Origin of the sequence: Pseudomonas bharatica (assembly GCF_048586865.1) — a bacterium.
GTDB lineage: Bacteria > Pseudomonadota > Gammaproteobacteria > Pseudomonadales > Pseudomonadaceae > Aquipseudomonas > Aquipseudomonas bharatica.
On sequence record NZ_JBMAWR010000009.1, the window covers coordinates 100,235 to 124,258 of the forward strand.

Below are 24,024 nucleotides of genomic sequence, written 5' to 3' on the forward strand. Positions count from 1 at the left end.
TACCCGCGATTGCGATGGTGGATTCACTACTGCAATCGCGGGTGAACCCGCTCCCACAAGATCCGAGTGGATCTGTTTTGCTGGTTACTTGGCAGTAAACGCCGCGTAGCTGTTCATCAGGTTGCGATAGTTGGGAATCCGCTGCGACAGCAGGTTGCCCAGCCCTTCGATGTCGTTGCGCCAGTCGCGGTGCAGCTCACAGGCCACCGAGAACCAGTTCATCATCTGTGCGCCGGCCTGGGTCATGCGGTTCCACGCGGCCTGCTGCACGGTGGTGTTGAAGGTGCCGGAAGCGTCGGTCACCACGAACACGTCGAAGCCTTCGGCCAGCGCCGACAGGGTCGGGAAAGCCACGCACACATCGGTTACCACGCCGGCGATGATCAGCTGCTTGCGGCCGGTGGCCTTGATCGCCTTGACGAAGTCTTCGTTGTCCCAGGCGTTGATCTGGCCTGGGCGCGGGATGTACGGGGCGTCCGGGAACATCTCTTTCAGCTCCGGCACCAGCGGGCCGTTCGGGCCTTGTTCGAAGCTGGTGGTGAGGATGGTCGGCAGGTCGAAGAATTTCGCCAGGTCGGCCAGCGCCAGCACGTTGTTCTTGAACTCGTTCGGCGAGAAGTCCTGCACCAGGGAAATCAGGCCGGTCTGGTGGTCAACCAGCAGGACTACGGCGTCGTCTTTGTTCAGGCGGTTGTAGGTGGCGTTGGTCATGGTGGAAATCCTTTTGTTCGAGAAGTTTGGTTTGGGTTGTTGCCGCTAGGTGTGGCCAGATTAGGGGTTTCTCGAAAAGGGATAAATCAGTTGAAAACGGTATGACTGTCTCGCTCAGGTAGACAATTCGAGGCGTAGCTTCTGCGGGAAAGCCCACCAGCAAATGCTCAGCAGTTTCACACCTTGCCCTGGGACTTTTCCTATATCCGTCACTGCTGACCAGCATTCAGGATCCCAACGGAATTTCTTCCTCAGGAGGTCCGCATGGCCAGCGGCATCGAACTCGTCGCCAATTTTGCCGAGCAGTACCGTACCCAGGACGACTACCTTTACCTGCTGGTGGACGGACAGGCTGAATGCGCACTGGATCATCCGCTCAGCGTCCCGTCCCTGATCGAGTCGCTGGGTGCCGACGCTGTCACGCGGGTCCTGCGTCCCGACCTGGCCCATAGCCCGGAGTACTGTCCCGCGCTTGTCCAACTGGCGAAACCCGGTGAGGCGGCGGCACGACGCTATCTCGAACTCAGTGCCGACTATGCCGAGTGGGATCTCGTTTACCGCAAGCGTTATATCTGTGGCTGGCTGCTCAGCCCCCGGCCTCTTGACGTCATCGCGAACCATATCGCGACCCGCTGCGACACTACCGCTGGCGACGATCAAGACCCCTCATCCTGGTTCGAACCGCTGAGACTGGAACTGCTGTTTGCGGCCATGAACACCCGGGCCGGTGAGCTGCTGAGCCCGGTGGGATTCTGGCTGCTCCCGCTCAGTTGGGGTGGTTTTACCCCACTCGCCGGGAGAGCCTGTTACGGCGAACCGGAGCTCTCGCCAACGGCCAGGCAAAGCCAGCAACTGGCTCCGGTGGTCAACAGGTTCCTCGCCGTCTGGCGTCATGCCCTGCGCAAGCCTCCACGCTTTGCCCCCTGGCTCTGGAAAGGCCCCACCCTTCTGCCACCCCAGGCTGCCATTCATGGCTTTCGCCTGATCCGCGACGCCCGCCGGCTTGGCCTTGAAGCCAGCAGCGATCTCATCTCCCTCAGCCTGCACCGGGTGTTCTTCCACCCGAATCTGCCCGGGCACCCGGACATCCAGCGCGACATCGCCCAGGCGCGAGCCGGGACCCTGGGCCTGCAAAGTCATTTTGCAAGCTACAGCGAGGCCACCTGGCGGCGCATCGTCTACGACCTGCCCCGTGCGGAGGACTACACATGAGTTTCGATCTTCAATTCAATTTCGGCCTCGATCTCGATGCATCGACCCGGGAAGCCGATCCCTTGTCCAGCGGGGGCTGCCGCCTCTGCGAGCGGCAGGGCCTGCCAATCCTGCCCCTGCGTGCGGCCTATGCTCCGGAACCTTGGCATACCCAGGCACTGCCGCTGACCCGCGGTTCCGAGGTCAAGGCCGTACGCATGCATATCGGCCAGCCTCGTACCCTGCGTCGCGGTTTTCTCTATGTGCTGCTCGACCGACGGGAGTGGCAGGCCTACCAGATCACCCCGGAGGGCATGCTGCGTCAATTCCCTCCGTACGAGATCCCCCGGGAGGAGCCAGCCCCGATTCCGTTGCGCTGCATCCGGGCCGACCACGATATGCCCGCCGCCTTCATCAATATCGACACCGACAAGTTTTCCACCGCCTGGCTCGCCATCGCCAACGATCCCTGGCCCGAGACGGTGCTGGATGCCTACTTGCGCGATGGTGCGGCCGGCGGCAGGAAGTTCGGCGAGCGCTTCTACAAGCTCGTCCTCAAGACCGCACGGGATGACCCTGCCAGCGTTGGTTTCGCCATGACCGAGCTCAACCTGCAGACCGAGAAGATCCTCGAATACGCCCAGTCGATAGCCGGGGACTTTCGCAGCGTGCACGGCTTTTACGGACGCAACCAACGGCTGCGGGCCTTCAGGGGCTATATCCGTACGCTGATCCAGCGGGAGAAACTGCCCAACGGCGTGCTGGCCCTGGTCCTGCCCGATCCTGTCGGCATGGTGCAGGAGCTCAATGCCCAGCGCCTGGCCCGCTGCCAGGCCATGCAGGAGTGGCGCGCCGAGCCGCAGCGCAACCTGGAGTTCTTCACCTCCCAGGCGTTGCTCGGGATCCGTGACGTACAGCTTGAAAGGGCTAAAGAGCGGGCCATCGAGGAGGCAACAGCAGCCGTCGAGGCACGTAACCACTACAACGCCTCGCCCCAGTCCTACAGGTCACCCTTGCCGAGCCTCGATCTCGAGCAGGAAAAGCAACGCCGGATCGCCGAAGCGCAGACCGATGCAGGCGAGCGGCTCGGAGACCGCTACGACGAACCGGCCCGCAAGCTTTTCCAGGACCACTACCAGAAGACCCTGGCGGACTGGCAACGAATCATCGACGACGTCGGCCGGCCCTATGCCGAGCATCACGATGGCGCCGCCTTCCAACTGGCTGCGGTCAACGACTACAGCATTTCCACCCAGGAATCGGTCAAGGCCTTTACCCGCATGTTGGCCACGTGCCAGGTCGGCGGCCCGACCGATCTGGTCGAAGATGGCAGGATCGGCCCCACCCAGGGCCTGTGGAAGAATCAGCTGGAGAACCGCGACAGCCTTTACTACCAGGCGCTGCTTGCCAAGGACACGGTGCTGCTCGAGCAACTGACCGATGATTTGCTCAAGGACGAGCGGACCCGCATCTACCACAGCATCAAGACCTACATCGACACCCCGCAGGGCAGGCAGCTCATGGTCGAGCCCGTGCAGAACGCCATCGGCGACTTGCTCGCGGCCGGTGCCACGGCCAGCTATGCCCTCGGCAAGCAACTGTCGAAGGAGGCCAGGGCACTGGTGGGGCACTTGCATCGGGAGGCCTTGCTGCGTTTCAACGGTGTGCAGGTCACGCAATTGACCATTTCGCTCAAGGTGGGCGAATACCTCACCTTGCTCAATGAGGTGTTGTACGAAGGGACCGAGCGTGTCATCGCGCAGCTCGACCGGCAATTCCGCAAGCCGGCCGAGCGCAAGGTGCGGGCGATGCTGCTGAAAGGGCAGTTCACGCCAGCGCTGGCGAGCAGCCATTCCAGGCTGATCGATATCAAGGTCTGGACGCTGGAGAGCGCAGAGTCGCTGCAATCGCGGCTGGATACGTTGCGGGTCGGCCTGGGTGATGGCATCGGCGACGCCCTGCGCCACGTCAGCATTGGCACCACCGCGCTCACGGGAACGATGGATGACCTGGCGCGCAACCTGACCGTCAATGCCGAGGTCGCCCGCCTGCTGGCGCGGGATTCGATGCTCAGCCTGCGCAACGCTGCGAAAGCCACCGGCAACGGCAAGATGAATCTGGCCCTGGCCCTGGGCAGCCTGTGGTTCCAGCAGGATGCCCTGCTCAGAAGTTACGAAGGCCTGCTCAAGTCGGTGGGCGATGGGGATGCCGAGGCCGCGGCGGCGGTGATGTCGGCGTCGGTCGGAGTGATGGGGGCCGGGGTGGAGGTTGTCGGGGCAACGGTTCATATCCTGCGGCCTGACCTGACCACCCGGGTGACTGGAGTGACAGGGGCTGTGGAACAGCTCGCGATGGGCGCGCGGATCGTGCAGTACGGCGGGGCGTTGGTGGCGATGGCGAGTGCGGTGGAGGGGGTGCAGTATGCGTTGGCGGCTGGGCGTACGCATGGAGCTGGTGATAAGGAAGCGAGGAATGCTTATGGATTTGCCGCCGTCACAGCAGCAATTTCCGCAGCGGCAGGTGGAGTCGGTTCCTTGGCTCCAGCAGCAATAGCACTCCTCCCACTCTCGGTAGCGGTATTACTGGGTCTTGCCGCTTATGGATTGGCGGTGTGGGCGAAAAAGCTAGAGTCAGACTCCATGGAGCTCTGGGCACGACACTCCCTGTGGGGGCTTCCAGAGGAACACCGCCGCTGGACGAAGCCGGAGGAGATGGACACAGCGACTGGTGCACTGAATGCGGCACTACTGGGATTGACCGCAGACGCCGCAATCAACATCAATGCGCAGCAGACCGGCGGAATTCCCGTCGGAGATGCAGTCCCTGCCGGAATTTTCCTGGACTACAAAATAGTCCTGCCTGGCTACAAAGCAGACGCGTCAAATTACGAATGGGCATTACAGGTTTTTCGAATTGGGGCGTCCTTGGGAGAGATCATCGCTCGCGGCAGAGAAGGAGGGGGGAATGAGCCCTTGCCGGCTCCGGCTTCGTGGAAGAATCCGGACTACCACCCGGAAACGTCGGCCCCGATCATTCGGTACGATGCGCAAGCGGAAACCCTTGAAATCAAAGGTTCCATAAGCTTCTTCGGATCTCCTGGTGTTTATGCTCTTGAACTTGAAGTGTCTTACTGGCCCGACAAGAGTGATGAAGCAGGTGTTGCTAGGCTGATTGTAAAAGAAGACAAGATCAGTACTTGGCGGGGATGGGGCCTAGTATGAAAGGACCCAAGCTCGCCCCCCCATGTCCCGGCTGGCAGGAGGATCTACCGGGCCCTTACGAGATGCCTGTATTAGCGCCGGCTCTTGGTCTTGATACTCCCAACCATCAAGATGAGGTCTTTCTAGAGCTACGTCGGGCTTCGGCTCTCGTTAGGGGAGTAGTAATTTGGTTCGCACCATTTATTGGTGTTCAGCTAATAGTGCTTTGGTGGTTTCTACTATTAGATTGGCGTGAGCTAAGCGCTGAAGAATGGATGATGTTTGCTTTTTCAGTGCCATTGGGAACTTGGAGTGTATTGTTTTTCTGGAAGTTCGATGTAGAGCCTCCCCGAGATTTACCCCTCCGATTTAATCGCCCCCGCCAACGCCTCTACGCCTACAACTTCAAATACCGCTGGTGGAATCCCTTCGAACGCTGGCAAGTAACCCCAGTAGCCTACGACTGGTCCCAAGTCCGCGCCGAACGCTGGAGCAGGCGTCATGCCACCGCCCAAGGCGGCATCATCTTCCAATGGGGCGTCGAGCTTTCCATCGTCAAGCCCGGCACCAACGAAGTCATCGACCGTTTTCCCCTTACCGCCATGGGCGCCGACGCCCATGCCTGGGCCTACGTCTGCACCTACATGCAACAAGGTCCCGAGGCGCTGCCGCCCCCCGGCCCGCCTTGGGATCACAACGATGTGCTGTGGTGCAACATCGCCATGCGGCTGGCCCCGAAGGTCGAGTGGCCTGCCGATATGGATCTGGAATCGAGAACAGCTCCTTGACCGTAATTGCTCTAAAAACGAAGAAGCCCGCTCTTACCGAGCGGGCTTCTTTCATTTAACTATTACTTGGCAGTCAATGCCGCGTAGCTGTTCATCAGGTTGCGATAGTTGGGAATCCGCTGCGACAGCAGGTTGCCCAGCCCTTCGATATCGTTGCGCCAGTCGCGGTGCAGCTCACAGGCCACCGAGAACCAGTTCATCATCTGCGCGCCGGCCTGGGTCATGCGGTTCCACGCGGCCTGCTGCACGGTGGTGTTGAAGGTGCCGGAAGCGTCGGTCACCACGAACACGTCGAAGCCTTCGGCCAGCGCCGACAGGGTCGGGAAAGCCACGCACACATCGGTTACCACGCCGGCGATGATCAGCTGCTTGCGGCCGGTGGCCTTGATCGCCTTGACGAAGTCTTCGTTGTCCCAGGCGTTGATCTGGCCTGGGCGCGGGATGTACGGGGCGTCCGGGAACATTTCTTTCAGCTCTGGCACTAGCGGACCGTTCGGGCCCTGCTCGAAACTGGTGGTGAGGATGGTCGGCAGCTCGAAGAATTTCGCCAGGTCGGCCAGCGCCAGCACGTTGTTCTTGAACTCGTTCGGCGAGAAGTCCTGCACCAGGGAAATCAGGCCGGTCTGGTGATCGACCAGCAGGACTACGGCGTCGTCTTTGTTCAGGCGGTTGTAGGTGGCGTTGGTCATGGTGGAAATCCTTTTGTTCGAGAAGTGTGTTTTGGGTGGTTGCCGCTAGGTGTGGCCAGATTAGGGGTTTCTCGAAAAGGGATAAATCACGTGGAAACGGTATGACTGTCTGCTTACGGTGGACAATTAAGAGTGCCGGTCAGACGCATCTTGAAACGAACGACCGGGCCAGCCATACTCCCGCAAAGTACGGGACTCCCGTACTCTCCAGCGATGCGAACAGTCATAGAAACACCCACGTTTCAGAAAAATGCCGCCAAGCTGTGGTCTGACGATGAGCGGGTGGCATTCATCGACTGGATAGCACTGAATCCATTAGCTGGTGATGTCGTTCCCGGAGCAGATCCCCGCTGAAATCGGCAAGGTGGTGTGATATGCGTGACATTGATATCGAGGCGGTTGCCAAGGCCATCGAGGCCGATGCTGGCGAGCTCATTCCAGACCTTCGCCAAGCCCTTCAGGAAGCCAAGGCCGGAGCAGGGCGAGTCACGACTCCCGAACAGATGCTGGTGCGTCAGGCGCGAGAGCGTTCTGGCTTGACGCAGGCTATGTTCGCCAAGCGCATCGCCACGCCGGTAGCGACACTCCGTGACTGGGAGCAAGGGCGCCATGTTCCGCCAGGTGGAGTGCTTTGCTTGATGCGTCTTATCGTCAGGCATCCCGAGCTGTCGCACGAACTGGCTCATTGACCCGGCGACCAGGCCTTTAGGGGAAAAACTTCGTTCCTGACCCCCCGCCCGTTGCAACGTACCTTGGCCTTCCCTCCACCTGGAGGGCACAGCCAAGAAGGACTTTGCAATGACCCAAGACACCAACCAACCCCTCGATCTCAGCTCCGCCGCCGTGGTGGAGAGTTCGCTGCTGGCCTTCGGCGCCGGCATGACTGCGCAGAACCGCCAGGACGTGAAGAACAGTTACCTGTTCGCCTCCCTGGTCGCCAATAAACGACACAACCAGCTCACCCTGAGCGAAGCCTGGTTCGATTATTTCCTCGAAGCCATGACCGACTGCGGCTGGGCCGTAGCCCGGCGCACCCATGAAAAGGCCAGCGATACCGCCCAGTCCTTGAAACTCGCCAACGTGGCGGTCCAGGCCGTGCAGGTGGCTGCTTCCAGCCTGCTGAGCGGCGGTCCGCTGGTCCAGGCGCTGGGTGCCTTCGCGGAGAAGGCCATCGGCGGCCTGAACAAGAACGAAGAGGCGCTGACCCTGTTCAAGCGCAGCCTGTACCGTCAATCCAACGTGATGGTCGGTGTGGCCTCGTGCATCGAGACCAAGGATGGCGAGGTAGTCATGGCCCTGGGTGCGATCCAGCGCACCGTGCGCAAGGAAGACCTCGATACCGTGCTGTTCGACTGGGACAGCAACACCTCGGCAACCTACCGCAGCACGGCGGCCCTGTCGTTCAACACCCAGATCTACGCCAAGGCACGGGACCTGGTGGAGCAGCGCCTGGGTGAGCGGGCGGTGTCGCGGATCATGGACTACGACATCTGACCTGGCCGGCTTGCCCCCGGCGATTTTATGGAGTGAACGGACATGGATGTCGACGGCTATACGATGTGGATCACCGGGGGCAGCCTGGTTTTGGTCGCCCCGCAGGTCAGTGAGCTGGAGCGCAATCATGCGCTTGGCTCATTGCATCACGCGCAACTCCTTGCCGACGGAGTCATGGCATCGCGTTTCGACCAGTACCGGCGCTGGTACCGCGCCTATCGCAATGCTTTCGGGCGACGCGGCTGGCGGGTTACGCACAGTTGCCAGAGCGTTGAAACCGCCGGCGGCCGCACCCTGCTGTCGCCGACCCAACCCTTGTTGCTGTGGCTGGGCAGCCAGCACAGCGAATTGGGCGAGTTGCTGGAACTGGGCATCGATTCGCTGCTGCTGAACCCACCGGGGCTGACACAGCTTTCTCGCAGCGCCTTGCAGGCCCGTGGCGGCATCACCCGGCTGGTGCTGGAGCTGGGCGTGCTGAGTCCCGGCTCGCAGCTCAGCCTGTGCAGCATCGCCCTGGAGACCAGCGCCATCCTCGACCAGCAGTGGCTGAAGGCGCCGCTGGCCGGCGCGACCCTGCGCGGCGACCTGTATTTCCAAAGCCTGCTGGCCGAGCCTGCACCCGAGATGCGCGATAGCGAGCGCGACGGTTTCGCCCGATTGCCGGCCGGCCTTACCCTTCATTGAGGAAACCAAGCATGACAGAGCAACTTCGGGCGGCCGTGGTCGGCAATGCCCTGATGTCCTTTTTCCCGGGTATCGACAAAGACATGCGCGAACGTGTGCAGACCGCCATGCTGTTCGCCCAGCGGGCAACCCGGGAGGTGGTCGACAGCGGGCAGGTCAGCGATGGCTATGACTACTATCGCCAGCAACTGAAATTCCTGGGTTGGGACGCGACCTCGCCGCGCGAGCCGTTCGACCCCGACCTGGAGCGGCGCTCGGTACGCGAGGCCATGCTCGAACGCATCGGGGCGGCGGCTGGCCCCGAGTACTCGCACATTACCCGCTGGTCCATCGATACCCTGGGGCTGGTCCAGCCGGCGCTGTTTCGCTTCGAGCAACGCTCACTGGAGGCGACCTCGTTCCAGTTGCTGCCGTGCCGGGTGAACCGGCCGGGATACGTCGACATGGTCCTGTATCACGAGGACCTCGACCGCGAGGAACTGGGCAACGGCTTTCTCTATCGCGAGCGCACCAGCCGCCGGGTACGTGCCGAACTGGTACGGTTCAATGCCAGGCTCTTCGAGCAACAGTTCGGCGACAAGGTCCGGCAACGCCTGCTCAAGGCCCTGCTGGAAGACATCTACGAGTTGTGATCAGGACAACAGGTAACCCTTGATCCCGGTAAAGATGATCTGGGCCGCGAGGGCGCAGACGAACAGGCCCATCAGCCGGCTAACGATCTGCAGGCCCTGGTCGCCGAGGATCTTCTCGATGCGGTTGGAGAGGTACAGCACCAGGCCGACGGTGGCACTGGCCAGGGCGATACTGACGATGGCCAGCGCCTTGTCATCCCAGTGCGGCTGGCTAACCCCCATCACCAACAGGGCGCCGATGGTGCCCGGGCCGACGGTGAGGGGAATGGTCAGCGGCACGATGGTCACATCCTGCTGCACGTTGTCGGTCTGCACCGCCGACTTGCCCTGGGCCATGCCCAGCGCCGAAATGAACAGCACGCTGCCGGCGCCGATGCGGAAGGCGTCCGGGGTGATGCCGAACACGCCGAAGATCACCCGCCCGAACAGGTACAGCAACACGCTGGCGATCAGCACGCCCATCGCCACTTTCCAGGCCAGGTGCTTGCGCTCCTTGCTGGAGTAGCCGCGGGTCAGGCTGATGAAGCAGGACAGCACGAAGAACGGGCTGTAGAGCACGAGCATCTTCAGATAAACGCTGAACAACTCATGGAGCATGGTCGGGGCTCGCGAAAGGGCAGAGGCGGGCAAGTGTATCAGTGTGACAGCGGCGCATCCGCCGGTGGGTGTGTCTGTTCGCGACGGGCCACCCAGTACTCGATCTGCTCGCGCAGTTGCGACAATTCCACCGGCTTGGACATGTGCCCGTCCATTCCCGCCTGGCGTGCACGCTCCTTGTGTTCGGCAAGGATGTGGGCGGTCAGGGCTACCACCGGCGTGTGCGGGCGGCCGCTCGCGGCTTCCCAGGCCCGCAGTTGCTGGGTCGCCGAGAAACCGTCGAGTATCGGCATTTCGCAATCCATCAGCACCAGGTCGTATTGGCGAGCCTTCATTGCTTTCAGCGCTTCCTCACCGTTGCTGGCGGTGTCCGGTTCGATGCTGAGCTTGCCGAGCATGCCGCGGATGACCTTGGTGGAGATGCTGTTGTCCTCGGCGACAAGGATGCGGAAATCCGCCGGCAATTCGATCGGCATTGGCTTGGGCGGCGGCGCCAGGCTTGGCGGCGGGGCCAGGCTGCGCTGGGCCAGTTCTTCGGCCAGGGTGGTCTTGAGGGTGTAGCCGGCCACCGGCTTGGCGAGGATCCGCTTGACCCCGGCATTGCGCGCGATGATCTTGCTCGGCGCGTTGCTGATGCCGGTGAGCATCACCAGCAGGATGTCGTGGTTCAGGCTCGGGTCTTCCTTGATCTTCGCCGCCAGTTGCATGCCGGTCATGCCCGGCATGTTCTGGTCGAGCAGGACCGCGTCGAAGTAGTCGCGCAGGTGCGCCTTGGTGCGCAGCAGGGCCAGGGCTTCCTTGCCCGAGGGCACGGCGCTGACGTTCATGCCCCAGGCGCCGCATTGCTGGACCAGGACCTTGCGGCAGGTGTCGTTGTCGTCCACTACCAGCACCCGCGCGCCACGCAGCGAGGCGTCCAGGTCGGTGGCCGGCTGTTCCAGGCGCTGGGCGTCGAGGGGCAGGGTCAGCCACAGGGTGTTGCCCTGGTTGTGGCTGGTCTTGATGCCGAATTCGCCGTGCATCAGGTTGACCAGTTGCTTGGCGATGACCAGGCCGAGGTGACCGCCGAGCTTGTTGCTGGAAAGGAAATGCTTGCTGTGCAACTCGGCCTGCAGCAGGGCATCGCGCTCGGCGGCCTGCATGGCTTCGCCGTTATCCTGTACGGCAATGCGCAGGCGCGGGCTGTCGCCGCGCTGGTCGAGGGCCACCACCAGAAGGATCTCGCCGTGGTCGGTCTTCTTCAGGGCGTTGTCCAGCAGGCTGAGCATGGCCTGGCGCAGGCGCGTCGGGTCGCCGCTGATGACCCGCGGCACCTGGGGCTGGGTGAAGCTGATCAGTTCGATGTTCTGCTGCTCGGCCTTGGCCCGGAAGATGCCCAGGCAGTCCTCGATCAGCGCATTGAGATCGAACTGCACGTCGTCCAGCTCGATCTGCCCGGACTCCAGCTTGGAAATGTCGAGGATCTCGTTGATCAGGGTCAGCAGCTCGTTGCCGGCGCTGTGGATGGTTTGCACGTAGTCGCGCTGCTTGACCGACAACGGCGTGCCCAGGAGCAGTTCGGTCATGCCCAGCACGCCGTTCATCGGGGTACGGATCTCATGGCTGATCTTGGCCAGGAACTCGGCCTTGGCGTTGATCTCGGCGTTGCTCGCCGCCTGTTCGCGGCTCGCGCTGACCCGTTGCTCGTTGATGCTGCGCAGGCGCTCGCTGACCGACAGGTTGAGCAGCAGGCCGCTGACCACGTTCAGGCCCAGGAGGATGAACATCAACCATTGGGTCGGTGTGCGGGTCAGGCCGAGCAGGGCCGGCAGCACCACCAGGCAGCCAAGGTTGAAGATCAGCATGGCCAGGGCGAACAGCCGTGCCGGGGCAAAGCCCTTGTACCAATGCCACGCGGCGATGACCAGCATGCTCAGGCAGCCAAGGGCGACCAGGACGTAGGTCATCAGGTTCAGCGGCAGGGTATCGACGAACAGCAGCAACAGGCCGCAGAACACCACCAGCAACATCTGGCCGTGCAGCAGGCGATTGACCGGTGATGGCCCCAGCGGGGCGAAGAAGCGCTGGGTAAAGGCCAGGCCGCAGAGGGTGGCGAGCATCACCGTAAGGTAGGCCGCCGGGGTCCGCGCGCTGTGCCAGAGACTCCACGGGCCGCTCAGGTTGAGCAGGATCAGGGCGCTGAGCAGCATCAGCAGATGGTAGCCGGCCAGCCACAGGCTGGTGGCCGAGCGCGAATAGGCAAAGCGGGCCAGGTTGTGCAGGACCAGCATGCCCAGGCAGCCGATCAGCAGGCCGAACAGTAGCGGCCGGCGCTGGTCGGCGGCGGCTTCGACGGCAGGCAGCAGGGTGATGCCAGGGCGCAACTGGTGTTCGGAAACCAGCCGCAGGTAGACGTCCAGGGCCACCGGGCTGGCGGGCAGGGACAGCAGGTGGTCGCTGCTGCCCAAGGTCAGCAGGCCGCTGTCGCTGCGCCGACCGTCATGGCTTTGCTGGAGCAGGTTGTTGCCGTCCAGGACATAGAGATCCAGACGGGAAAGATCGGGGGCGAAGATACGGATGACCTGTTCCTGCTGCCCGGGGGGCAGGCGCAGGTGCAGCCACAGGGCCTGGTTGGGCGCGGCGGCGTTGAGCTGGGCGGGTTCGATGGGGCTGAACTGGTTGCGGTAGCGCTCGGAGCGGATATCGCCAAGTTGCAGGTTGCCTTGGGTATCGAGCAGAACGGCCCAGCCGCTGCCGGAATCGGCGGACGCCGGTGGCAGGCAGAGCAGGGTCAGCAAGCTGACGACGATTCCAATGGCAGTCCTGAGCCAACGCACGAAATATCCCTTCCTAGCGTGATGCCGGTGCACAACTATGCGCGGCGTGCCAAGTCCAAGGCAAGGCCCCCGGCGGGGCCCTGCCGACCGGCCGCAAGGCGCGCCAGAGAGGCGCTGCGCCTGCGTGCCGACGGATTACTCCTGATGCTCGCCCCGCTCGCGGGCAATGGCACGGTAGCCAATGTCCTTGCGGTAGAAAGCGCCTTCCCAGTCGAGTTCCGCAGCCAGGCGATAAGCCTGTTGCTGGGCGGCCTCGACGGTATCACCCAGGGCGGTAGCGCAGAGCACGCGGCCGCCGCTGGTGACGACCTGGCCGTCCTTCAGGGCGGTACCGGCATGGAACACCTTGCCTTGCAGCGCGGCCGCGGCACCCAGGCCCTTGATCGGCGCGCCCTTGGCGTAATCGCCAGGATAGCCGCCGGCCGCCAGGACGATGCCCAGGCTCGGACGCGGATCCCAGACCGCTTCGACCTTGTCCAGGGCCTTGGCCAGCGCGGCCTCGACCAGCAGCACCAGGCTCGACTCCAGACGCAGCATCACCGGTTGGGTTTCCGGGTCGCCGAAGCGGCAGTTGAACTCGATGACCTTCGGGTTGCCGGCCTTGTCGATCATCAGGCCTGCATAAAGGAAGCCAGTGTAGACGTTGCCTTCGGCAGCCATGCCGCGCACGGTCGGGTAGATCACCTGGTCCATGACGCGCTGGTGCACCTCGGCGGTGACCACTGGCGCAGGGGAGTAGGCACCCATGCCGCCGGTGTTCGGGCCGGTATCGGCGTCGCCGACACGCTTGTGGTCCTGGCTGGTGGCCATCGGCAGCACGTTGGCGCCGTCGACCATGACGATGAAGCTGGCTTCCTCGCCGTCGAGGAATTCCTCGATGACCACGCGCGAGCCGGCTTCACCGAAGGCATTGCCGGCGAGCATGTCGCGCACGGCGTCTTCGGCTTCGGCCAGGGTCATGGCGACGATCACGCCCTTGCCGGCGGCCAGGCCGTCGGCCTTGATCACGATCGGTGCGCCTTTTTCGCGCAGGTAGGCCAGGGCCGGTTCGATCTCGGTGAAGTTCTGGTAGTCGGCGGTCGGAATCCTGTGGCGGGCCAGGAAGTCCTTGGTGAAGGCCTTCGAGCCTTCCAGCTGGGCGGCGCCGGCGGTCGGGCCGAAGCAGTCCAGGCCACGCTTGCGGAACAGGTCGACGACACCGGCAACCAGCGGTGCCTCGGGGCCGACGATCGTCAGCGCGACGTTCTTCTCGGCGAAGTCGGCCAGTTGCTCCAGGGCCAGCACGTCGATAGCGACGTTCTCGCACTTGGCTTCGGTGGCGGTGCCGGCGTTGCCGGGGGCGACGAAGACTTTCTCGACCCGTTGGTCCTGGGCGACTTTCCAGGCCAGGGCGTGCTCACGGCCGCCGCTGCCGATGATCAAAACGTTCATGTGCAAACCTCGATGACGCTAATGCTGTTGGCTTTCATGGGAAAGGCCGGAGGGCAAGCCCGTTCCCACAGAACAAAACATGACTCTTGGGCTTTGCAGGGGCCGTGTGGGAGCGGGTTTACCCGCGATTACGTCGGTGAATTCACTACCGTAATCGCGGGTGAACCCGCTCCCACAGGGTCCGCGTCAAGCTTGAAAGCTGAAATCAATGGCGGAAATGGCGCATACCGGTGAAGACCATGGCGATGCCGGCTTCGTCGGCTGCTGCGATCACTTCGGCGTCGCGCATCGAGCCGCCTGGCTGGATCACGGCGGTAATGCCCACTTTTGCGGCATTGTCGATGCCGTCACGGAACGGGAAGAACGCATCCGAGGCCATGACCGCACCCTGCACCTGCAGGCCGGCGTGCTCGGCCTTGATCGCGGCGATGCGGGCAGAGTTGACGCGGCTCATCTGGCCGGCGCCGACGCCGATGGTCTGGCGGTTCTTGGCGTAGACGATGGCGTTGGACTTGACGAACTTGGCCACTTTCCAGGCGAAGATCAGGTCGTTGATTTCCTGCTCGCTCGGGGCGCGGCGGGTCACGACCTTGAGGTCGCCCTCGGTGATCATGCCGATATCGCGGCTCTGTACCAGCAGGCCGCCGGTAACGCGCTTGTAGTCCCAGGCAGCGGCACGTTCGGCCGACCATTCGCCGCAGGCCAGCAGGCGCACGTTGGCCTTGGCCGCGACCACGGCACGGGCTTCCTCGCTGACGCTCGGAGCGATGATGACCTCGACGAACTGGCGCTCGACGATGGCGCGGGCGGTTTCGCCGTCCAGCTCGCGGTTGAAGGCGATGATGCCGCCGAAGGCCGATTCGGTGTCGGTGGCGTAGGCCAGTTCGTAAGCCTGGCGGATGCCGCCTTCAGGGCTGACCGCAACGCCGCACGGGTTGGCATGCTTGACGATGACGCAGGCCGGCTTGACGAAGCTCTTCACGCATTCCAGCGCCGCGTCGGTGTCGGCCACGTTGTTATACGACAGTTCCTTGCCTTGCAGTTGCACGGCGGTGGCGATGCCGGCTTCCGACGGCTTGGCCTCGACATAGAACGCCGCGCTCTGGTGCGGGTTTTCACCGTAGCGCATTTCCTGGGCCTTGATGAACTGGCTGTTGAAGGTGCGCGGGAATTCGCTGCGGCCTTCGGTACTCAGGGTTTCGGCGGCCTGGTTCACGGTGCCCATGTAGTTGGCGATCATGCCGTCGTAGGCTGCGGTGTGCTCGAATGCCTTGAGCATCAGGTCGAAGCGCTGGGCGTAGGTCAGGCCACCGGCCTTGAGGTTTTCCAGGACGCTGGCGTAGTCGCTGGCGTTGACCACGATGGCCACGTCCTTGTGGTTCTTCGCAGCGGAACGGACCATGGTCGGGCCGCCGATGTCGATGTTCTCGATGGCGGTCGGCAGGTCGCAGCCCGGCTTGGAGATGGTGGCTTCGAACGGGTACAGGTTGACGGCGACCAGGTCGATCGGCTTGATCCCGTGCTCCTGCATGATGGCGTCGTCGGTGCCGCGACGGCCGAGGATGCCACCGTGGATTTTCGGGTGCAGGGTCTTGACCCGGCCGTCCATCATTTCCGCGAAGCCGGTGTAGTCGGCGACTTCGACCGCGGCGATGCCGTTGTCCTGGAGCAGCTTGAAGGTGCCGCCGGTAGACAGGATCTCGACGCCCAGGCCTTGCAGCTCACGGGCGAATTCGAGGATCCCGGTCTTGTCGGAAACGCTGATCAAGGCACGGCGGATCGGCAGGCGGGTAGTCTGGTCGGTCATTTCAGATTCCATAACGCGGTGGAGTCAGCAAAAAAGGCGACCTCACGAGGAGTCGCCTTTTCTGGTTGGGGTTCATGCTTACAACAGGTCGTACTGCTTGAGTTTCTTGCGCAAGGTGCCGCGGTTCAGTCCAAGCAGCTCGCTGGCCTTGGTCTGGTTGCCCTTGACGTAGTTCATCACGCTTTCGAGCAGGGGCGCCTCGACTTCCGAGAGCACCAGGTTGTACACGTCCGTGACGGCCGCGCCCTCGAGGTGGGCGAAGTAGTTGTGCAGCGCCTTCTCCACGCTTCCGCGAAGGGTCTGGCCCTCTTCGCTCGGGGTATTGAGGTGCTGTTTCAGGTTGACGTTGTCGCTCACGGGCGTTGTTCCACTCACTAAAGTCTCGGTCATCATCGTCATGCGGCCACCCCTTGTCCGTCCTCTGTCTCAAGGCTCTGTTCGCGTTCGCGGAAGAACTGGCGAACGTCGGCGCATTGCGCGTGCGTGTCTTCCAAACGATTGAACCGGGCACGGAATTCACGGGCTCCCGGTAACGTTGCCAGGTACCAGCCAACGTGCTTGCGGGCGATTCGCACGCCCATTACATCGCCGTAGAAGGCATGCAGCGCTGCCAGGTGTTGCAGCAGAATCCCTTCCACTTCGCCCAGCTGTGGCGCCGGCAAGGTTTCGCCGGTGCGCAGGTAATGCTCGATCTCGCGAAAGATCCAGGGTCGCCCCTGGGCGGCCCGACCGATCAGCAGGCCGTCGGCGCCGGTGCCGTCGAGTACCTGGCGGGCCTTCTGCGGCGAAGTGATGTCACCGTTGGCGAACACCGGGATCGACACCGCCTGCTTGATCATCGCGATGGTTTCGTACTCGGCTTCGCCGGTGTACAGGTCAGCGCGGGTCCGGCCATGCACGGCCAGCGCCTGGATCCCGGCCTGCTCGGCGATCCTCGCCACGGTCAGGCCGTTCTTGTTGTCCCGGTCCCAGCCGGTACGGATCTTCAGGGTCACCGGCACCTCCACCGCGGCGACCACCGCGTGGAGGATTTCACTCACCAGCGCTTCATCTTTCAATAAAGCAGAGCCTGCGGCCTTGTTGCAGACTTTTTTTGCCGGGCAGCCCATGTTGATGTCGATGATCTGGGCGCCCAGCTCGACGTTGGCACGTGCCGCCGCCGCGAGCATCTGCGCGTCGCCGCCGGCGATCTGTACCGAGCGTGGCTCGGGATCGCCTGCGTGGATCATGCGCAGGCGCGACTTGCGACTGTTCCACAGGCTCATGTCGCTGCTGACCATCTCGGACACCACCAGGCCAGCGCCCATTCGTCGGCAAAGCTGGCGAAAAGGCTGGTCCGTGACGCCGGCCATGGGGGCCAGGATCAGGTTGTTCTGCAGTTCGTAAGGGCCGATGCGTACCGCCGACATAGGAGTTCCCTGTTGTGGGGCCGGATCATTAGAGTTCGAAAAAGGGTGGGCATGATACCCGCTCTCGATGACCGGATAAAGATGAATCTGGATAAAATCTGAACAGTTACGACGCGAGGACGGGACGCGGGCAACCCGCCGCCGACGCCAGAACACTGGCGCCGAAGGCCGGGAATCACTCGGGAGAGCGGAAGCTCAGGCTGTAGTTGACCGCTTTCGGGCCCGGATCGAGGATGTCCAGGGCGATGTGGATCGGCGTCTGGCTGGGCATTTCGTCCTTGCCCGCCAGTTCGCCGCCGAGATACTCGGCGGGCTTGAAGCGCCGGCTGGCGATCAACTGGCCGTTGAGGTCGGCGAAGCGCAGTTCCAGCAGCGGGAAAGGCTGGGAGAACGGCGCACGATTGTAGATGATCGCGTCCACTACCAGCGCGCCCTTGAAGTCTGGATGGCTGCGTACCACCAGGTTGCTGCTCTTGATCCGGGCGATATCCACCTTGGACGGCACCTCGCATCCGAGGCTCGGGCACAACTGCTGGAACCACGGACGGTATTGGTCCTGGCGGGCCAGTTCGTCGAAGTGATACCAGATGTACTGGCCTGCCAGGCCTGCGGCAGCCAGCAGGATCAACAGGCTCCACAGCAGTTTGCGGCCCAGGGTGCCCTGCGGTTTCTGCCAGTCGAGCTGGATCGGGTCGTCGACCAGGTCGACCAGGGATTCCTTGCGTGGCGTACTGCCAGCCGGGGGCAGGGCGCCCAGTTCCGGCTCGCGACGGTCGCTGCTGTCCTGGCCTGGCTCTTCCGGCTCGTCGTCGCGAGCCGACAGGCCGACGCCGCTGTCGAGAGGCTCGTCGTGCTCTTCTTCGATCGCCAGCGAGCGCACCGGCGGGGTGTCATCGGGCTCCGGCAGGTCCAGGGACAGCGAAGGTTCGGTGCGGGCCTGCCGCTCCTCGACATCGTCACCCTCCGCTTCCAGCGGCGGTTCGTCGAGCGTCGGCGCCAGCGGATCGTGTTCCTCGGTGGTGGACAGGCCATCTTCCAGGCGCTCGTCGGGGTCGGCTTCGTCGCGCTTGGCGCTGAGGCTGTCGTCACGACGCGGGGAGGCGTTGAACGACAGGCTCGGCTGGATCTCGCGCTGTTCCAGGCGGGCCAGTTCGCTGTCCAGGTCAAGCTGGTCCAGGTCGACCTCGCCCCAGGCCGGCAGGGCCGGGCCTTTTTCAGCGGGGACGGGATCGCTCGCGGGTGTCTCGATGGGCGGCGCGGCCGGTGCTGCCCCGGCAGGCGGCATCAGCACCGATTGCAGCGACGCGTTCTGCTCCAGCAATTGCTTGGCGGCATTGAAGACCTGCAGGCAATTGCCGCAGCGCACGACCCCGCGGGCCACGCTCAACTGGTTGTGGCTGACGCGAAAGCTGGTCTGGCAATGCGGGCACTGGGTGACGAAACTGTCGGTCATGCGGCGATCCGGGGTGGGCTGAGGTGAAGTCTAGGTGCTGTTAACGGCGGCGACCACTGATGCGAACCCAGCCATCGCGCACGACGATCGGGTCCAGGTCGAAGTCCGCCGCGTAGGCCGCAGCCACTTCCTCGCCTTGCTCGGCAAGGATGCCCGAGAGCGCCAGCAGGCCGCCCGGACGGACCAGGCCGCTGAGTTGCGGTGCCAGCGAGACCAGCGGGCCGGCGAGGATATTGGCGACCAGCACGTCGGCCTGCATCGCCGGCATCTGCTCCGGCAGGTACAGGTCGAAGTCAGCCTCGGCGATGCCATTGCGTCCGGCGTTGTCGCGTGAGGCTTCGAGGGCCTGGACATCGATGTCGGTGCCGGTGGCGCGGCGCGCGCCCAGCAGCAGCGCGGCGATGGCGAGGATGCCCGAGCCGCAGCCGAAGTCCAGCAGGTTGACGCCCTTCAGGTCCTGGCCGTCCAGCCACTCCAGGCACAGGGCGGTGGTCGGGTGGGTGCCGGTACCGAAGGCCAGGCCCGGGTCGAGCAGCAGGTTGACGGCGTCCGGCTCCGGCGCCGCGTGCCAGCTCGGCACGATCCACAGGCGCTGGCCGAAGCGCATGGGCTGGAAGTTGTCCATCCAGCTGCGCTCCCAGTCCTGGTCGGCGATCACTTCTGCATGGTGCTCGGGCAGCTCGGCGCCGGTCAGCAGTTGCAGGTGGGCGAACACCGCCTCGGGCTCGGCATCGGCCTCGAACAGGGCCAGCAGGTGGGTATTGGACCACAACGGCGTGGTGTTCAGGTCCGGCTCGAAGATCGGCTGGTCTTCGGCGTCCATGAAGGTCACGGAAACCGCGCCCACTTCCAGCAGGGCGTCTTCATAGGTTTCGGCCTGTTCCGGAGTGATGGCCAGACGAACTTGTAACCAGGGCATGGGGTACCTTCCACCAGGGGATTCAGCGCAGTGCTGCGAAAGCCCGCCAGTTTACGCCAGGCGCACGGCAAAGTGGATAACAACCCCGCTAACTATCTATCACCCCGTCGTGCCAAGGCTCGCGCAACCTGAGCTGCCTCATTCAACAAGGAGTCAGATGATGAGCATGAAGCTGGAGGATGGCGCGGCACGCCTGTCGCTGCTGCAACTGACACGCTGGGAGCTATGGATCGACGGTTTTTTCGAGCGGCGGCCGTATTTCGCAGACTTCGCCCTTGAGCAGCTGATGGTTCACCTGCGCACTTATTACCCGGAAGGCGACGTCGCGCCCGGCTTCCCCCAGGCGCTGCTGCATGCCTTGTTGCAGCGCCTGATCGACGGGCAGTTGCCGGATTTCGACGCCGACCTGCACGGTCCCTTGCGCTGGCTCGCGCAAGCGGACCCTGAGGACGCGCAGGAGGGCTGGAACGAACGCCAGCAGACCGTGGCGCAGATCATCGAAGGTGCGGCGACCGGTGTGCTGGAGGATTATTGCCAGGCATTGCGCCGGCAATGGACGCAGCGCCCCGCCGGACTGGACGGCGCCAGTGCGGTGGGCGAGCGTTTCCTGGAGCAACTGGAAGCGCATTGCTCGGCGCTGAAGACGTTGTTCTGTGCCGAAACCCTCAAGCGCTTCGATGGCGACAGCCTGCTGCAGTACACCCAGGACCTGGACGCCCGCTGGCGCTCGCTGTTCGACGGCACCGGCAGCCTGCCCGACGCCGAGCGGCAGCAGATCGACGCCTTGGTGCGCGGGGCGCTGGGCGACTGGTTCAGCGCCCTGGACAGCGAAGAACTGGAGGTGCTGCGGCATTTCCAGCACCGCCATGGGCTACTGCGCGAGCAGCTCAGGTTGTTGCTGTACGGAGTCGACTCCCTGGAAGCCCATGCCCGCCTGGCGATCATCGACTACTGCCGGCTTGCCCTCGGCCTGGATATCGACCCCGACGAAATGCAGGTCCGCACCCGCGTGGAGCACCCCCGTTACCCGGTGGCACGCACCCTGCGGCTCGCCGCACTGGTGGCGGAAGGTCCCTTCGCCGCCAGCCCGGACAAGGTTCGCACCCTGCTGCGCGATCCTGGCGCGCTCAACCAGGTACTGCCAGCCGGTTTCCTCGACGAGTTGCTGCTGAATGTCGATCCGCGCGCCGGTTATCACCAGGCATTGGCCGAGCGTTATGCCAATCCGGACGTGTTCTCGGCCCTGCTCGACCTGAACGATATGCGCCTCCAGCAGAGCGCCTTCATCGCGCGGTGCAAGGGCCATCTGGGGGCCGAAAGCTATGCGCGGGTGCTGCGGGTGCGTGCCGGAAACGGCGTGGGGCGGGACGAGCCCGGCGACAAGGTTACCGGGGTATCCCAGTTTCCCGATGAGCCGCTGGCGCAACTGATGCTGTTCTATCACCAGGACGACGCTGGCGTGTTGTCCGGGCTGGTGTTGTATGCGCCCGGCAAGCCCGATGGCCAGGAATGGATAGAACTGGCCTCGCTGCGTGCCCTGGCCGTTGAGTTGGGGCAATGGCTGGCAGGCGAGGCCGGAACCCGCTACCTGCTGGACCGGATCAACGTGCGCGGGCAGTACAAGGCCGAGCAGTTCTATGCCGCTGTGCGTGAACGACCGGATGCCTGGGACCTGTCGCGCGACCATCGTGGCCCGCAGCATGGCTATGCCCAATGCTGCCGCTACCTGGTCGAGCTGGGGCGGGACAACCATCTGGAGCAGGTCGCCTGGTACGATGCGCCGCGCTGGTTCGCCGAACTGACGCTGGACGAGCGCAGGGTAATCGCCGGGCTCAACGAGAATCTGCGCCTGCTCGACCTGGCGATGCAGCACCATGTTTCCGAGCAGGAAAGCCTGTTGGCGTTTTCCCGGCGCACGGTCAAGGCGGCGATCGCCGATTATCTTCGAGAATGCGGGGTAACCGACGAGGTCGACCCGGAAACCATCCTCTTCGATTTCTTCCCGGGGCTCATTTCTTCGGGAAAGACCACACGCACCCTGCTCGACCTGGCCATTTATGGCTATGACGACAATTGGGGCCTGGACAATCCGCGGATGCCGGTGCGCTCGTCCGTCGGCCAGGACCTGGGCAGGGTGCGCGCCGCCGAGCTGGTGACCTATGTGCGCAGCGCCTACATCGGCCAGGCGTATGCAGACTCGATTCGCGCGCGGTTCCTCGACCCTGCCGATCCTGAATATGCCAAGAGGCGGGCCCTGCATTTCGCCCTGGCGCAGACCACCTTGCGGCGCGATGTGCATGCCACCCACGGCAAGCGGATGATCAGTGACGGCGAGCGTGACTGGTTGCTCGAGGTCGTCGATAAACTGGGCGAGGTGCGCGAGCCCCAGGGCGAGTCGGCGGACAATATCGCTGGCAGCGGGCTGTTCCGCTTCACGCTCAACGGGCGCAATAGCACCGGGCTGTATGTGTTCCGGCGTATCGTCGGTGGCGTGGCCCAGGACTGGCTGTATACGCCGCAGGCACCCGACGGCCTGTCCTTGCGCAAGTACCAGGGCTTCGTCGGTGCCGGCCGCGGCGCTTTGCACGACTGGTACCTGCAGCATGTGCGCTTCGTCGACCGGCCAAAGGTTTCCGAATGGCTGATGCAGTTGGCGAAGGGCGAGCGGCCCCGCGACACCCTGCGCGAGGGCAACCGGATCGTCGATTTCATGGCCGAGTACGACGCGTTCCTGGAGAGTCATGCCAGCGATATCGAGGCGGTGACCCGTAGTCGCCACGAGGTGATCGTCGAACAGGTGACCAAGGGCCTGCTATACGCGGCCTTTCCCCTGAGCCTGGCTTTTCCGCCGCTGGGCTTCGCCCTCGATGCCGTATTCATCGCCATCGGCAGCTACAAGGCGATCGCCAGTCATGTCGCCGATGACGATTCCGCGGCGCTGAATCATTGGCTGGGTGTGGCGATCGCGTTGTGGGGCATTGCCTTGCCGGGAGCCTGGGGGGCGCTGACCCATGCCTCGCGGGCGGGGCTGCGCAAGGCCAGCGAGGCTAGCCGCTGGAGCCAGTTGACCGACCAGGCCCGGCCGGGTATCCGCCAGGGCGAGCGGGCGGCGGTGAGTGTCATGGACGAGCAACGAGCCTTGAGGAAGGTCCCGGACAACCTGCGCAGCATGGAGCGGGGCGGCATCTGGCGAGGAGTCTACAGCCGGGTCGGCGAAGACGGACGGGAAGCGTTCTACGTCAATGATCGCGGACGCTACTTCCAGGTGATCCACGACCCCGACCTGGACACCTTGCGTTTGCTCGATCCCCGTTACCCGCGGGCCCAGTACCGGGTGCCGATCCGCCTCGGGCCGGGCAACCGCTGGCAGTTCAACGAGCGGGTCGGGCTGCTCGGCGGGGCGCCGAGCCAGTATCTCGGGCGAGTCTGGGACGTGGCGGAGGCCTTTGCCGCGCGGACCAATCCACTGCCGCAACGTGGTGTCCTGCAGGGCGAAGGGCTGATCGCGCGGTTCAATCCGGCGGGCAGCGACAACTATCTGTACTCGCTGAATATCGAGTCCTGCGTCGCGGTCTGCCTGTACAACCCGGCGACCCGAGGCGGGGCACTCATCCATGTCGACCACAATATCGGCCGGCTGGTGGAGGACGCACTGGAGACCGCCTTGCACGGCATTCGTCGTGGCGGGGAAGAAGGGCGGATCAGTGCGGTGCTGGTGGGCGGTGACTGGTTGTCCACGGCGGCGGATATCGGCGGACCGCTGCGTTCGGCCCTGGCGCGCCGGGGGATCCAGGTGCAGTGGGATCATTGGTCGTACTCGTCGTGCCTGGGCAATATCTACGGCGTGCGGTTCGACCTGGCGGACGGCGCGACCAGCGTGTTCACCTCGACCCGGTCCAGTGTGCAGAAGGTGCTCGATCCGATCCTGCTGGAGGCTTCGCTGGGCGGCAGCAGCGATATCGCCGTGCGTGCCCGGCGCTTCATGCAGCGGTTCCGCCAGGAGGTGCTGGTGCAGCGGCGTGACGGGCAGGTCACCACCCTGGGTGGCCGGCCGGCGACAGCGCAGCAGATCGAGGCGCAGGCTCTGCAACTGACCACCCTCCAGAACATGGCCTAACAGCATCAGTGAACCTGCTGGCCTCATCGCCGGCAACGCCGGCTCCCACAGGATTGGTGGTGCATGCGGTCCTTGTGGGAGCTGGC

Annotated in this window: 18 protein-coding genes; 8 read left to right on the forward strand and 10 right to left on the reverse strand. The window is 63.8% G+C overall.

The window, feature by feature from the left end:
• Positions 1-84: 84 nt before the first annotated feature.
• A complete protein-coding gene (gene ycaC, locus ACKLLE_RS12790) occupies positions 85-711 on the reverse strand; it encodes an isochorismate family cysteine hydrolase YcaC (protein ID WP_420058190.1) in 627 nt (208 codons plus the stop codon).
• Positions 712-975: 264 nt separating this feature from the next.
• Between ycaC (ACKLLE_RS12790) and ACKLLE_RS12795 the strand changes: the two genes are divergently transcribed.
• From ACKLLE_RS12795 to ACKLLE_RS12805, 3 genes are all read left to right on the forward strand, one after another.
• Entirely contained in the window at positions 976-1,923 is a 948-nt protein-coding gene (locus tag ACKLLE_RS12795) for a hypothetical protein (protein WP_420058191.1), read from the forward strand.
• Positions 1,920-5,123: a T6SS effector BTH_I2691 family protein gene (locus ACKLLE_RS12800; RefSeq protein WP_420058192.1), complete on the forward strand. Its 3,204-nt coding sequence runs from the start codon at positions 1,920-1,922 to the stop codon at positions 5,121-5,123. The genes ACKLLE_RS12795 and ACKLLE_RS12800 overlap by 4 nt, the downstream gene beginning before the upstream one ends.
• 257 nt (positions 5,124-5,380) lie before the next feature.
• Positions 5,381-5,890, forward strand: coding sequence for a DUF6708 domain-containing protein (locus ACKLLE_RS12805; protein WP_420058193.1), 510 nt, complete (start codon positions 5,381-5,383; stop codon positions 5,888-5,890).
• A 62-nt stretch (positions 5,891-5,952) separates the two neighbouring features.
• On the opposite strand, the gene ycaC (ACKLLE_RS12810) is transcribed toward ACKLLE_RS12805, so the two are convergent.
• Positions 5,953-6,579 (reverse strand): isochorismate family cysteine hydrolase YcaC, encoded by a 627-nt coding sequence (ycaC, locus tag ACKLLE_RS12810; protein WP_009398691.1) that lies wholly within the window; start codon positions 6,577-6,579, stop codon positions 5,953-5,955.
• Positions 6,580-6,953: 374 nt separating this feature from the next.
• On the opposite strand from ycaC (ACKLLE_RS12810), the gene ACKLLE_RS12815 reads away from it, so the two are divergent.
• The 4 genes from ACKLLE_RS12815 (at position 6,954) to ACKLLE_RS12830 (ending at position 9,389) form a co-directional block, all read left to right on the forward strand.
• Positions 6,954-7,268, forward strand: a complete 315-nt coding sequence (locus tag ACKLLE_RS12815; RefSeq protein ID WP_009398693.1) for a helix-turn-helix domain-containing protein — start codon at positions 6,954-6,956, stop codon at positions 7,266-7,268.
• A gap of 109 nt (positions 7,269-7,377) precedes the next feature.
• Entirely contained in the window at positions 7,378-8,073 is a 696-nt protein-coding gene (locus tag ACKLLE_RS12820; RefSeq protein WP_064301570.1) for a hypothetical protein, read from the forward strand.
• Between the two features lie 42 nt (positions 8,074-8,115).
• Positions 8,116-8,757, forward strand: a complete 642-nt coding sequence (locus tag ACKLLE_RS12825) for a hypothetical protein (protein WP_420058194.1) — start codon at positions 8,116-8,118, stop codon at positions 8,755-8,757.
• Between the two features lie 11 nt (positions 8,758-8,768).
• A complete protein-coding gene (locus ACKLLE_RS12830) occupies positions 8,769-9,389 on the forward strand; it encodes a hypothetical protein (protein ID WP_420058195.1) in 621 nt (206 codons plus the stop codon).
• Here ACKLLE_RS12830 and ACKLLE_RS12835 read toward each other — a convergent pair whose 3' ends face one another.
• The 8 genes from ACKLLE_RS12835 to prmA all read right to left on the reverse strand — a co-directional run bounded on the left by ACKLLE_RS12835 (position 9,390) and on the right by prmA (position 19,821).
• Positions 9,390-9,986: a MarC family protein gene (locus tag ACKLLE_RS12835; RefSeq protein WP_420058196.1), complete on the reverse strand. Its 597-nt coding sequence runs from the start codon at positions 9,984-9,986 to the stop codon at positions 9,390-9,392. It abuts the gene before it with no gap.
• A 38-nt stretch (positions 9,987-10,024) separates the two neighbouring features.
• A complete protein-coding gene (locus ACKLLE_RS12840; RefSeq protein ID WP_037060011.1) occupies positions 10,025-12,802 on the reverse strand; it encodes a hybrid sensor histidine kinase/response regulator in 2,778 nt (925 codons plus the stop codon).
• 135 nt (positions 12,803-12,937) lie between these two features.
• Entirely contained in the window at positions 12,938-14,233 is a 1,296-nt protein-coding gene (gene purD / locus ACKLLE_RS12845; protein ID WP_009398704.1) for a phosphoribosylamine--glycine ligase, read from the reverse strand.
• Between the two features lie 205 nt (positions 14,234-14,438).
• Positions 14,439-16,040 carry a bifunctional phosphoribosylaminoimidazolecarboxamide formyltransferase/IMP cyclohydrolase gene (gene purH / locus ACKLLE_RS12850; protein ID WP_064301575.1) on the reverse strand — a complete coding sequence of 534 codons (1,602 nt, stop codon included), beginning with the start codon at positions 16,038-16,040 and terminating at the stop codon, positions 14,439-14,441.
• A gap of 78 nt (positions 16,041-16,118) precedes the next feature.
• Positions 16,119-16,439 carry a DNA-binding transcriptional regulator Fis gene (fis, locus tag ACKLLE_RS12855; protein WP_003186237.1) on the reverse strand — a complete coding sequence of 107 codons (321 nt, stop codon included), beginning with the start codon at positions 16,437-16,439 and terminating at the stop codon, positions 16,119-16,121.
• On the reverse strand, positions 16,436-17,449 hold the full coding sequence (gene dusB, locus ACKLLE_RS12860; RefSeq protein WP_420058197.1) for a tRNA dihydrouridine synthase DusB: 1,014 nt from the start codon (positions 17,447-17,449) through the stop codon (positions 16,436-16,438). Before dusB ends, fis begins: the two co-directional genes overlap by 4 nt.
• 175 nt (positions 17,450-17,624) lie before the next feature.
• Positions 17,625-18,902 carry a DUF3426 domain-containing protein gene (locus ACKLLE_RS12865; protein WP_420058198.1) on the reverse strand — a complete coding sequence of 426 codons (1,278 nt, stop codon included), beginning with the start codon at positions 18,900-18,902 and terminating at the stop codon, positions 17,625-17,627.
• Positions 18,903-18,942: 40 nt separating this feature from the next.
• Entirely contained in the window at positions 18,943-19,821 is an 879-nt protein-coding gene (gene prmA / locus ACKLLE_RS12870; RefSeq protein ID WP_064301578.1) for a 50S ribosomal protein L11 methyltransferase, read from the reverse strand.
• A gap of 160 nt (positions 19,822-19,981) precedes the next feature.
• Here prmA and ACKLLE_RS12875 point away from each other — a divergent pair, with 160 nt between their 5' ends.
• A complete protein-coding gene (locus ACKLLE_RS12875; RefSeq protein WP_420058199.1) occupies positions 19,982-23,938 on the forward strand; it encodes a hypothetical protein in 3,957 nt (1,318 codons plus the stop codon).
• The last annotated feature ends 86 nt before the right edge of the window (positions 23,939-24,024 follow it).